This window comes from Ohtaekwangia sp. (assembly GCF_036568665.1).
Taxonomy (GTDB): domain Bacteria; phylum Bacteroidota; class Bacteroidia; order Cytophagales; family Cyclobacteriaceae; genus Ohtaekwangia.
In genome coordinates this window covers 1-13,726 of sequence record NZ_DATCSD010000163.1, presented here as the reverse complement: position 1 = coordinate 13,726, position 13,726 = coordinate 1, and the positions used below count along the sequence as shown (strand labels likewise).

Here is a 13,726-nt window from a genome sequence, read left to right as displayed (position 1 = left end):
ATTACTCAGGTCTTGTGGATTGGATGCATTGCCATACGTGATGGCTGTACCTACCGGTAAAGATTCAACAAGGTGACCACGCTTTACCAGTTCAACGGCCCAGGCGGACATACCACCTTTCCAATACGTTTCAGATGTACTCGCAGTTATACCGGTATAGGAAGGGGTAGGATAACGTTGTGCTTTTGTTTCAACCGTTGTGCCTCCGGTATAGGTCGGTACATTTTCAGTTCCGTCTGCATCGATCTGCCAATCGGCACTGCCTGCATTTTCATAGTGCGATGCATCGAATAAAAATTTCTTTCCGGTAACACCACCGCCACCACCGCCATTGTCGTTGATGGTTATATCATCGATGTTGATACGATTGGAAGAGCCTGTTGCTTTACGAATTTCCAAACGCGCTGTACCTGTAATATTGAGTGTAAAAGTTTGTGTTTGTAACGATGAAGTAGTGGTTACGTTCGTGCCAGCCTGTGTCCAACTGCTGCCGCCATTTACAGAATACCATAATCCCCACTGACTCGCTGCATCACCCGAATATGTACCATGCTTGATGGTTACTGTACTTATACCCGTAGTAACATCAAAGAGCATGGTAATTTTACCGGTGTTCCGCATGCGTGCTGACCATGAGCCTGACTTGAGATCGCCACTCAGGTTACCCACCAATGCATCATACATATTCCACGATTTACCTTGCAGCGTAACATTGTCGCCACTGGATGAACCTGTAGGAGAAACATCGTACGCAGTTTTAGGACTGGTGCTTCCAACTTCAAAACCTTCTGAAAGAGAAACGGCCAGCAGGGCAGCCGTTGCGTCAGTAGATCGTGCCGCATCAGAAGATACTACTGCACCGGAATTTTCCTGTAACAGGTTGTCGCTGCAACCAACGATGAGCATGCCGGCAGCCATAGCTGCCGCAAAGAAACGGACTTGTCTTTTGGTAAAATTCATAGATCGTTATAGCTAAAATATTTAAGTGAAGTGATTAACTAAATTTACCGCTTGCCACTATATATTCAAGCGGCAGCGAACAAAAGTAAATCTTTCACCCAACAGTAATTTTACCGCAGTGTTTCGTTTTTGTAACTTCAGTAACAAGCGTTAGAACATGAATTAGGTGAAAGCTAAAAGTAGAAAGCATAAAGCATAAAGTGGAATACCTCTGCTTTTAGCTTTTTACTTTTAGCTTTATGCTTTGAGCTTTGAGCTTCTCCCGTCTGCCCAATAGGCTAATGCTACAAACAACCATTGAAACTGCCCCGACCATGCGAGTGCTTTTACGTTCTCCGGTGCCGGTGCAAAGAAGTTGGAGAGTTGCACGAGGGCCAGGAGTATAATTATTATCCAGAATACAATTCGTCCTGTTCGGGTTGATTCTGTGCTTCGCAGATATAGTATAATTCCGGTTACAAATATAGCGCACTCTACCAGCAACGTACCGGCTACCGATGCCCAGAGTCCAAAGCCGGCAAACGGTGAGTTACCCGGATATAGCGGAAGATCGTGAAAGTGAACGATGAGGTCCAGCAGCCAATGGCTCAACACACCGAAGCCAACTACCAGCGCACTTCGTGTATCACGTTTTACCAACCAATATATACTACCGAAAAGTAACGACCACACAATTACCATTGCTAAACTGTGCGTGATCGGGTAATGCGTAAATTCAAATGTACGCGTGCCACCGAGTTCGGGGTGTATAACTACCTGCTCAACACCGAGTAAAAGTAACGTAGGCCATACGAGATCAAGAAATTGAAATGCTATAAAGAGTGTTCCGAGAGAAACATTGGGAGCAGCTTTCTTTGCTGCCATGCCGAGTCCGAAGTGTCCGATAAACATAGAGTATAGTTTGTCCAGTAATGCTTTACAAAGATGAAATACTCCGGGCAAACCATCGCTTGATAAAAATCAAGAACTACAGAAAGGCTATCGCAGGCGTCTGAGTTTCAGTTCCAGCGAATCGCTATGCCATTTTCCGCGCAGCGTCATCAGCCAGGTGCTGCGGTCGCTCACGTGATATATAGCCGAATCGGGCGAACCATAAAAACCGATCTTTAGTATACCGGTGGCTTCATCAAAAGTATATTGCCCCTGTGCACATTCATTGACGCTATACCGGTATGGATTGGGAGAGAAACTGCATACACCCCAGCTGGAAAAATATACTTTACTATAAACCGATTTATCGGTAAGCCAGGCATCGCTCTTGGCTACTATACCGTTGCGTTTAAACTCTTCCACCTGGTACGTTCCGTAGAGTATTTTATCGCTTGTGTCCATCTTTACCAAACGATACAATCCAAAAAAAGAAAGCAATATCGGCAAACACCGAACGGTATATTTCAACCACCCTTTGCTCCGCACCGGATAAAGACTCTTTTGGTAATTAGCAATAGCACTTCTGATCTGTGGCCAGTCAAGAAAGAACAGATAAAGCAGTCCGGTTGTAAAGAGAAGAGAATATACCAGTGCTCCGGTAGTGATGCTGTAAAAAATATTGATCAGCACAATGTTGGTCATTACTGGCAGAAGAATGAGCAGCCCCAGGAGCACCGTTCTCCTGAATAACAGAAATACACTCCCCACTATTTGCAGCATGCCAATGATTACCGCCAATGTATAGGAGTACCCGAAGTAATGCCAGGTAAGCATAAAGCCCGTCAGTTCTCCTATAGGTGTATCATACGTATAGGGCGGCACTACAAATTGTGTCTTCAACAGCTTGGCAAATCCATAAGTGCTGATGCCAAACGCCAGCCACCATCGAACTATACCCTGCAGGTATCCGGGCAATGAAAACGATGATGGCTCCGCTCTCTTTTCGAAATAATGCCATATAGCAAAATATATAGCCGCCAATACGGCACACAGTATATGTTGCTTCGTCAACAACTGTTCATAGGGTATCCAATTCGGAAAAAACAATTCTACGGATATACCCAGCATACCACCGGATGCCATACCGGCTGCCAGGCAGGTTGAAATTTTAAGAAGCGCTGATGTGCGAGGTGTATTTTCCACAGGTAGCAGTATATAGCTTAAAAATATAGAAAGCCTTCGGAAAACCCAATAAAAAAGCCTGAAGCTGGTATAGCCTCAGGCCCGGTAATTATACCGTGTGTTTGCTGCACAACTGTAATCTATAGCTTTACACCTACATCAATTCTTTGTTACTTTTTAACCACCTTCATCGAAACGATACCGCCTGTTCCTTTTAATTGAATGACATACGTGCCCGTGGGAAGATCTTTCATCGCGACAGTTCCGCTATACAAGTTGTCAGCTCCGCGTTGCAGATCAGCAGAGACGATCTCATCGCCCAACACATTCATCACCGTTACAGACGTAAGCTGGCGTGAGGCATCAACCTGTATATATAGTTTATCCGATACCGGAACCGGGTATATCTTTATCGCCTGGCGGCCGTTCTCCATACCGGTAATAACAAATTCTTTTGAACCGGATAAAGAACAATCGCCTATACCTACCGATACTGTATAGGTGCCCGACTCCGTTGGTGTATAGGAAGTGCCGGTAGCACCTTCTATTACCTGCCCGTTTTTATACCATTGAATGTTACCGGTATAATCGATCTTTAATATACCGGATTCTTCTTCGATCACCACTTCCGGAGCAATTCTGCTCACCAAAACCGCAAAGCGTTTATTGCCCATGGACGTTGGCTCGCGTGTTACTTCGAAGCTATAATTATTCTGCTGTGCTGATACCGGGATTACCTGGTTGAGGTAATGATCTTCCAGCGCCACGGATGCATCGGATGGAAATGAATTTATATTATCGAACGTCAATGTATAGTTACCGGGGCGCACATCCGCTATACTCAGATTTACTCGTGTATCGCACAGCAACGCTGGCATCGAGTTGATGGCGAGTTGTTCACCACTCTTAATGACTGACGAAAGGTTAAAGCCACCGTTCTTCAACTTCCAGGCATCGGCATGATCATCAAATGCGGCTGTGGCATCTTCGCGGAAATGTATAGCCGTCTCATCTTCAAAAGTAGTATTCTTCAATTTTACCAGTAATAAATCCTCAACACCCGGTGTGCGGAAATACGCGGTTGATTGTCCCGGAGCCTTTACACTTTCATTTGCCTGCAATGTAGGACTGGCCGATGCCTTTATCCAGAATGCCTGGCCGGTAGCAATATAGCGCGAGCCGCCATTTATACCGGTAACACCGTTCCAGATAGCATAACGTAGTGTAGTGCCTCCGTTGTCGGGCATATAGATCGTGCCGCCTACATTGGTCTTGGTCCAGCCGGAAGCAGCGTTCCAGTCGATCGTGGAAGGATATGGATTGCCCACCAGGTTCCAGCCATCGTTCGCTATATTTCCGGAAGATGTAAACGAAGCCGGTATAGATACAGGCACTATATTTCCACTATTGATAACGCCCCGTAAATCCCACAATCCTGAGGGAAGTATATTTCCGCGAACAAACACAGAGTATCCTCTGCCAGTCTGAAACTCTTCTGAATTGGCATCCGAAGGAAAATCATAATATCCGTCATTTAAATCTACCACACCATCGTTGTTGGTATCTTCTGTGGTCACCGTTTCATTGTAAGCAAACATAGATTGATTGGTGAGGCATCCCAGGCATTTACTCGAACCGGCAAAAGAACCTGTTACAGGAATCTCCTCCTGAAAATCGGCTACCGTGGCATGCTGCACAGGCGAAGCTATATATCGGAATATACGCGTGTTGCTCGCACCTTCCAGCGTCATATACCGCTGCACGGTTACGCGTCCGTTTACCTGTGCTCCACCCGGTAATGCAGCAATGGCTGCATCGGCTACCGGATCATCAGCTGTAGATAGTAAGGTAAATATAGTTGTATCCGCAGAGCCGTCTGCATCCAGGTGTGCATTGGCAGCCATGGTTAATATACCCCGCAGGTTCTGATCGCTCTCCATACTTACACCACCATTCAATGCTGTGTTGGTGATATATAGATGATTGAAGGTAGCTACCGATGAACCGTTCAGCAACTGTGGTGAGCCTGCTGTTGTTCCTGAAAATTTTACTGTGCCGTTGTTATGATTGAACGCACCTGATTCAAACGAAAAATTCTTTTTCAGATCCAGTGTATCACTGCTGGAAGTAAAGGCTGTGCCGGATATAGCCATATCACCGATTACACGCACTACTGCAGAACCCCCCTGAAAAACACCGCCTGAAAATGTAGCGTTATCGCCTACAACCATCGGGTGCGACCCCTGGTTAACGGTACCGCTATACGCAGACTGAACATCGAGTGAAGCAATGGATACATCTACATCTATCAGACACGGGCCATCGTTGGCTCCATCAAAAATAACAACATCAGCACTCGAAGGCACAGTGGCACCGCCCTGCCCTCCGGGAGCTATAGCCCAGTTGGAACGGTTGTTCCAGTTCGATAATGCCGCTGCTACCCAGTAGCGATTTACCGGAGAAGTTGTAAGCGTCCACCACGGGTATAGATCTGTAAAATTCAGTGTATTGATCTGAATTGTATTTGTGGTTGTATTGATATTGGCGGAGGCAGAGTAATCTGTCCAAGATGTAAGAGTCGTATTCCATCGCTCGGGGCGAAGCGAACTTTCAACAATAGAATTTCCGGGAGCACTGTGTTCATCATCGCGATAGGTAAAGATGAGTGAAGAAAGTGTTGGTCTGGTAGAATACGAAGTAGTATTGATCTGCCAGAACCTGTCGATAGCAAAGGCTGATTGATCTGCACCTGCGGCCCCATTAAAATTAGTTACTCCGGCAGGTAAACTATTGGCGTTGTTCCAATCCGTTGTATGATAGGTTGACAATAGAAAGTAGCCATTGCTGGATGCGCCCGAAGGTATAAATGATACCGGTATATAATCGCCATTATATCCCCACGGTATAGTATAGGTACCGGTTGATGAACCGATATTCCATTTAATAACATTGCTCTGTCCTTCGCTGATAATATAGCCGCTGTTGCGGGTAATGGCATTGGTGCCTGAGTTTTCGATAACCAGAAAAGCACCCTGTGAGATATTCATCGTAGCACCATTCAGCACCAGCCTCGTCTGCGCTTGTATGGAGGACACACAAACTATCCAGAATATGAGACTTGAGAAGAAAGCGGATTTAAAAGCTACACTTTTCATATATCCTTGATTTTCTCTTTCTATTAAAAATCACTAACACTATATACTTCACTACAACGCTGTCGCTACCGGGACAAAAGAGGTTATTCGCGACAGACTATATTTGGATACATACTCGCTATTCAGCACTTCACAATATCAAAATGCTTGTAAAAGTTTAAACAGCTTTCGACAGGTTGGATTACTCACAGAATTGTTTTCTCCCACTCAGAAAGAAATTACATATCAATATACATAAGCGATGAGTTTCTTTCATCGTTTTTTCTTATTTTGTTTTAAGTATATAAATAATATATAGCTGAGCCTTCTTCACTATATAAAATGTTTAAACATTTCTACACCTAATGATGGCTTAAGAAAAACACTTACGATCTCCGGTTTGCTTTTGTTTAGTTGGCTATAATAATAAGGAATGAATACGCTCTCTGTAAAATCAGCTTTTCCCTGATGGATACAACGGTATAGCTATGCATTTTTGATTTTACGCGAAAGTATTTCTTCCTCTATATATATAAGAGTTGTACAGATACGATTAAATAAAATCCTCCAGCAATGAAAAAATTCAAATTGGTTATTTTCTTCTACATCGGTGTGTTCTCTGTAGCGCTGGCGCAAAATATCGGGATCAATTCTACAGGAGCCGCACCCGCACCCTCTGCCATGCTTGATATTGCTTCGCCCAGTTCGGGCCTATTAATTCCACGTGTTGCGTTAACCGCTACCAATGCAGCAGGTCCTATTACATCTCCCGCCACCAGTCTGTTAGTATATAATACAGCTACTGCCGGCACTGCGCCTAACAATGTAGTGCCCGGTTATTATTATTGGAGTGGCAGTGCATGGCTGCTGGTAGTGGCTGCCGATGCCGCAGGCAATCTGCGTTTCAGTGGTGCACTGATGCCCAACAACAGCGCAGGCACTTCAGGGTATATATTGCAATCCAACGGTACCGATAATGCGCCCACGTGGATATCGCCCTCTGCTTTTGTAAGTGGAACCGGCTGGGCACTCGATGGCAACAATGTAGCAGCACAACGCACGCTGGGTACTACTTCTAATTTTGACCTTCCGTTTATCACTAACAATATAGAGCGCATGCGTCTTACCACTGCGGGAGGTTTAGGTTTAGGCTCCAATACATTTGATGGTACCAATCCTGAAAAATTATTAGTAGATGCCGGCACAACAACGTCCTATAATTTAATGACCGGTAAAGGCAGCATTGATAATTATCTCCAGATAAACGTACGGAACAATTCTGCCGGTGGCAGTGCGAGCTCCGATGTAGTGGCTACCTCCAACAATGGCAGTGAATCCGCCAACTATATTGATATGGGTATAAATTCCGGTGGCTATACTAACACAACACTGCCGGTGTTGGGCGGAGCCAATACAGCTTACCTCTATAGCACCGGAAATGATTTTGTTATAGGCAACGGTACGGCTACCCGCCCTATACGTTTCTTTACCGGTGGATTTACCAATGCAAACGAACGACTTCGCATTGATGGTACCGGACGAGTAGGTATAGCAAACTCCGCTCCTACCGAAGCATTGGATGTAACCGGTAACTTTCGGTTAAGCGGTGCATTCATGCCGAACAATCTTCCCGGCACATCCGGATTTATATTGCAATCTAACGGTACCGATAATGCACCTGCGTGGATATCCCCTTCTTCTTTTATAAGTGGAACCGGTTGGGCGCTCGATGGCAACAACGTAGCAGCACTACGCACGCTGGGTACTACTTCTAATTTTGATCTTCCTTTTATTACCAACAATACCGAGCGCATGCGTCTTACTACTGTGGGTAGTCTAGGATTAGGTTCCAGTACATTTGACGGCACCAACCCCGAAAAATTATTGGTGGATGCTGGCACTACTACTTCCTATAATTTAATGACCGGCCGCGGAAGCATTGATAATTACCTGCAGATAAATGTAAAGAACAACTCCGCAGGCACCAGTGCCAGCTCCGACCTGGTGGCCACTTCCAACAATGGTACAGAGTCTGTAAACTATATTGATATGGGTATAAATTCCGGCAGCTATAGCAATACTACATTACCGGTATTGGGCGGAACGAATACGGCTTATCTCTATAGTACCGGAAATGATTTTGTTATAGGCAACGGTACGGCTACCCGACCAATACGTTTCTTTACCGGTGGATTCACCAATGCCAATGAACGACTTCGTATCGATGGTACCGGACGAGTAGGTATAGCAAACACCGCTCCCACCGAAGTATTGGATGTAACGGGTAACTTTCGGCTAAGCGGTGCATTCATGCCGAACAATCTTCCCGGCACATCCGGATTTATATTGCAATCCAACGGTACGGGTACTGCTCCTACGTGGATAGCGCCTTCTTCATTGGTAAGTGGAACAGGCTGGGCGCTGGATGGTAACAGTGTAGCAGCTGCACGCAACTTTGGTACTACCTCCAACTTCGATCTTCCTTTCATCACTAACAACACCGAGAAGATGCGGCTCACAGCTACCGGAAGTCTAGGTTTAGGTTCGAGTACATTTGATGCTACCAACCGTGAAAAATTATTGGTAGATGCCGGCACGACTACTTCCTATAATTTAATGACCGGCCGTGGCAGTATTGATAATTACCTGCAGATAAATGTAAAGAACAACTCCGCAGGCACCAGTGCCAGCTCCGACCTCGTGGCAACTTCCAACAACGGTACAGAGTCTGTAAACTATATCGACATGGGTATAAATTCCGGCAGCTATAGCAATACTTCGTTACCGGTATTAGGCGGAACCAACACAGCCTATCTATATGCTACGGGTAATGACTTTGTTATTGGCAATGGCACCGCTTCGCGACCGATTCGTTTCTTTACCGGTGGCTTTGCCAATGCGAATGAAAGACTGCGCATTGATGGCACCGGCAAAGTAGGTGTTAATAATTTAGCGCCTACAGAAGCGCTTGATGTAACCGGCAACCTTCGCCTGAGCGGAGCCTTTATGCCGAATAATGCAGCCGGCACAACGGGAAATATACTGCAATCCAACGGAGCAGGTAATGCGCCTACCTGGGTTACACCGGCTTCTGTTATAGGAAGCACAAGCTGGTCGCTGGATGGGAACAACGTGGCGGCTGCACGCAACTTTGGTACTACAACCAATTTTGATTTGCCATTTATTACTAACAACACTGAGCAAATGCGCATCACTGCGACCGGAAGTATAGGCATCGGTACAAGTACAGTTACCGATGAGAAAGTATTGATCGATGCAGAAGATACACAAACAGCTTTGAGCATGATTGGAAACATCAACGACTTCCTGGAGATGAACATACAAAACTCTTCGAACGGAGCGCTGGCAAGTTCGGATATAGTAGCCACCGCGAATAACGGAACAGAAAATTCAGTATATGTAGACCTCGGTATAAACAGCGCAGGTTACTCCAATGGTAACAGTAATATTTTGAATGGAGCCAATCTCGCATACCTGTATGCCAACGCAAATGATTTCAAGATTGGCAATGGTTCACCTTCCAGAAATCTTGTATTCTTTACCAACCCTACCGGTGGTGTATTGGGAACCAACACCGCCAATGGTTTGGAAAGAATGCGCATCAGCTCTGCGGGGTTTGTAGGTATAGGTACAGCCAGCCCCACACACTTGTTACACCTGGGTGCTGACGATGCTGCAAAACCAGGAGGAGGAAGTTGGACAACACCTTCTGACAGAAGACTGAAAAAAGATATAGCTTCGTTTACAGACGGACTTAATGTACTTACACGAATCAACCCGGTAACATTCCGGTATAATGGCAAAGGTGGCATGCCGAATGATGGCAAGAGTCATGTGGGTGTTATAGCACAAGACATGCAACAGATTGCCCCCTATACCATCAGTACATTCCGTGACGATGACACCAACACCGATTACCTGAGCTATAATCCCAATGCGATTACGTATGTACTTATCAATGCCGTAAAAGAACAACAGGCACTCATTGAAGAGTTGAAGAAACAACTGGAAGAACAGGCCAAACGACTGCTCTCATTGGAAAGTAGCAAAACAAATTAAACTACATATAAGAAAATATATACTGCATAATTACAACCAGCATTTTTTCACCGTCCTGTCGGCAGGTATATGATGTATATATCTGTCGCAGGACGGTACCTATCAAACAGATTTTTTCCATCTTCCTCACGCCTATTAACCGCACATCTATCTCTTGCTTCTGATTTCCTCCCTGACCCGCTATCAAACCCTGTCATTTACATTTCATCAGAATTTAAACAGAATTACCCTCTAAGATTGGGGCATGATTTGCAATAAAGGGCTCAAAATGATTTTCCAGTATAGAAAAATAACCTTTTCATTCTTCATTTTTTCAATCATCTTTTACCAGACAGGTTACGGACAGTCTGCTGCCACAGTCGATGGAACTGTGACGGACGTTGCCACCGGAGAGCCTATTCCTTTTTCTTCCGTTGCTGTATATCAGAAAATAAATAGTAAGGATAGTTTAGTGAGCGGTACACAATCCAATGTTACAGGGCAATTTTCCGTAGCCCATATACCTGCTGGTATATTTACCGTTCGTATTTCCTTTGTTGGATACCAAACCCTGGATCGCGCTGTAACATTGCATGCAGGCGAACATCTAAATATAGGCACACTCTCCTTGCAGGCAGAGCCGCAGGTATTGAAAGAAGTGGAAATAGTAGCGGAGAAATCAGATCTGCAGGTTACTCCGGATAAAAGAATATTCAACGTAAGCAATAACATGACAGCGCTCGGTGGCACTGCCGAAACATTACTGCGCAACGTACCCTCATTAACCATAGATGAAACCGGGGCCGCCAGCTTACGGAATATGCCTACTACTATATATATAGATGGCAAGCCCACACAGCTTACCCTGGCACAGATCCCTGCGAACCAGATTGCCAGTGTGGAAGTAATTTCCAATCCCTCGGCTAAATACGATGCCAGCACCTCCGGAGGAATTGTAAACCTGGTAATGAAAAAAAACCGGGCCCAGGGATATAATGGTATGATAAGCGCAGGTATAGGAAACAATTCACGCTACGATGCAACCCTAAACCTTGATTGGCAAAAAAGAAAATGGAACCTTACTACATTGTATAGTTTAAACTCAACACGCAATCCACTCACTGGTTATGTACATCGCAGGAACAAAGACCTGGATGGAGCTACCAGCGGTTACTTCGACCAGAACACAGATATAAGCCTGAATAATTTATTTCAAAGCGGACGCGTACAAGCCGATTACCAGGCTGACAAAAATAATGCACTCTCTATAGCAGGAACTATAGTAGGCGGAGCATACAACACAGTGAGCAATCAGACCTACTATTATCGCAATGCAACCGGTGAAGAAACAAGCTATGGCAGCAGAAGCACTATACCGCATAACGACTATACCAATACCGGTATAGAGCTCGACTGGAAACATCAATTTGCCCGCAAAGGAAAAGAGCTTCACTTTATGGCTTCGCGCACACACAACCGTGTATCCAACGCAGGCGATTGGTATACCACTGCATACGACATCAACGGAACTGACTCTACCTCACAAGATGGTTACCCGGTACAAAATCGTATTGATGGAAGGATCATCGGTAATCAAACACTGGTGCAGTTAGACTATACATTGCCCGTAAACGAATCTGTTAAGTGGGAGTTTGGCCTGCGCAGCTATACCTATATACGCGACCAGGAATATTTCTTCAATGAAGTACACGGCAACGAAGAGACGCTGCTACAAGACTATTCGCAAGATGCACGCATAACAGAAACAGTAAATGCAGCGTATGCCCTGTATAACAAACAACTTTCTCCAAAAGTAAATATGCAGGCGGGTTTACGCATGGAGCAATCCAGTCTGCACGGTGTTTCCCGGTTTGACGGAAGTACTTTCGGGTATAATTATCCATCCAGGACCGGGCAGAATTTGTTTCAATCGTTCTTTCCATCATTGGCATTCAACAAGGTGGTGAACGAAAATTCTGAATGGAATTTTAGTCTGAGCCGAAAAGTAGGCCGGCCCAATTTCAGACACGTGTTTGTCGGCATACAAGCCAACGACCGGCAGAACATTACCATCGGTAACCCTGCAGTGCGCCCGGAGTTTGTTAACACAGCAGAACTCAGCTATAACAAAACATGGAGTACGCAATCAGAACACAGTGTGCAATGGCTGCCTACAGCCTACTATATATATGAAGACCATACCATAAAACCAATCGTAACTCCACTGGCGACAGACTCTACTATCCTGGTAACAACCTATCAAAACGTAAAAGCCGATATACGATACGGTCTTGACAATACAGTTATATACTCTGCAGGGCCTCTGAGTATATTAGTGAATCTGAATGCTTACAAAGTAATTCTTCAATCCGTTACCCTCTCCAACGAAATGGTAGGCTATAACGCTAAAGTAAATCTCACCTATAAATTCCCGGCCGGTATATCGGCACAGGCCAGTGCCCAGCGAAGAAGTAAAAATCCCGGACTACAGGGCTATCAAAATGCCGTGAACGGTGTAGACTTTGCCCTTCGAAAAAATATACTTCAGAACAAAGGGAACGTTACCTTCTCCATTAACGATGTTTTTAACTCCCGCAGGTTTGTAACTATATACGATCAACCCGGAGTATATCAGTCCACGATGAATCGCAGAGAGATCCGCTACTTCAAACTATCCGTACAACTCCCGCTCGGAAGACTCTCCAACGGCAAAATGAAAGAACGCAAAGTAGATCGCCCGGATATTGATTTTAGTAATTAAGCTAATAGTATATATGCTATAAATCTCTGTAATCTAACGACATACGCAAAATACTTACTGACATCGTTACCTATTACTTTTTCAATATCCAGCTTTTCTCCTGATTGACCAGATTGCTATACCCGTAGTTGATATAGTAAAAATGTACTATATACTGAATTAATTAATACAGCCTTGATCTGTCCATAGTTAGACGCCTAGTTTTACACTAATAAAGCTCAAATTTATAGTACTAAATCGTTTTCCGGTCAAGCATAAAAACCTAATATTGTTCAGTTGTATGTCACTCAAACGTTGATGTATCGGATATAAAATTATGTTTTTATTTCCCAATCAATAAATTTGAATTACTGATAGACACCCGCACCTGCTATGCAAGCACCTAACCCCAAACCTGGAAAAATCAATAGTATACATTTATACTATTACCAGCGATCGTACTCACAAGCTGTTATTTCTTTTCTATTTTCTGATTAATCTCTTCACCAGTATTTACTTAATAATCTATATATGAAGAAGTTTCTTCTCTTCGCATTTTTCTATTTCCTGATGGCCAATGCCTTCTCGCAAGGAGAAATCCCTGTCGATATGAACAGCGGTTCACCTTCGATCCAGATTCCATTGTGGACAGTGACCGATCATGATCTTACGGATAATGTATTCCTTTATTACAATCCCGCTGATCTAAACCTTACTGCAGCCGTTGAACCCTGGTATGGGGCGGGTTGGTCAAGCTCGGGAGGCGGAACGTTGTCAAGGC

6 protein-coding genes and 1 pseudogene are annotated in these 13,726 nt (G+C 44.6%); 3 read left to right on the top strand and 4 right to left on the bottom strand.

All coding sequences use genetic code 11. The features are described 5' to 3' along the window. The 4 genes and pseudogenes from VIN08_RS09440 to VIN08_RS09425 form a co-directional block, all read right to left on the bottom strand. Positions 1-960, bottom strand: a pseudogene (locus tag VIN08_RS09440) (hydrolase); the annotation flags it as partial. Positions 961-1,197: 237 nt separating this feature from the next. Further along, positions 1,198-1,851 carry a hypothetical protein gene (locus VIN08_RS09435; RefSeq protein ID WP_331963653.1) on the bottom strand — a complete coding sequence of 218 codons (654 nt, stop codon included), beginning with the start codon at positions 1,849-1,851 and terminating at the stop codon, positions 1,198-1,200. Between the two features lie 87 nt (positions 1,852-1,938). Then, the gene (locus VIN08_RS09430; protein WP_331963650.1) at positions 1,939-3,033 is read right to left on the bottom strand and encodes a hypothetical protein; all 1,095 of its coding nucleotides are present in this window, start codon (positions 3,031-3,033) and stop codon (positions 1,939-1,941) included. Positions 3,034-3,182: 149 nt separating this feature from the next. Further along, on the bottom strand, positions 3,183-6,107 hold the full coding sequence (locus tag VIN08_RS09425) for a T9SS type A sorting domain-containing protein (RefSeq protein ID WP_331963647.1): 2,925 nt from the start codon (positions 6,105-6,107) through the stop codon (positions 3,183-3,185). A 612-nt stretch (positions 6,108-6,719) separates the two neighbouring features. Between VIN08_RS09425 and VIN08_RS09420 the strand changes: the two genes are divergently transcribed. The 3 genes from VIN08_RS09420 to VIN08_RS09410 all read left to right on the top strand — a co-directional run. Beyond that, positions 6,720-10,226 carry a tail fiber domain-containing protein gene (locus VIN08_RS09420; RefSeq protein WP_331963644.1) on the top strand — a complete coding sequence of 1,169 codons (3,507 nt, stop codon included), beginning with the start codon at positions 6,720-6,722 and terminating at the stop codon, positions 10,224-10,226. 244 nt (positions 10,227-10,470) lie between these two features. Beyond that, a complete protein-coding gene (locus VIN08_RS09415) occupies positions 10,471-12,966 on the top strand; it encodes an outer membrane beta-barrel protein (protein ID WP_331963641.1) in 2,496 nt (831 codons plus the stop codon). 510 nt (positions 12,967-13,476) lie between these two features. After that, on the top strand, positions 13,477-13,726 hold a 250-nt coding region (locus VIN08_RS09410), incomplete at its 3' end, for a hypothetical protein (RefSeq protein WP_331963638.1).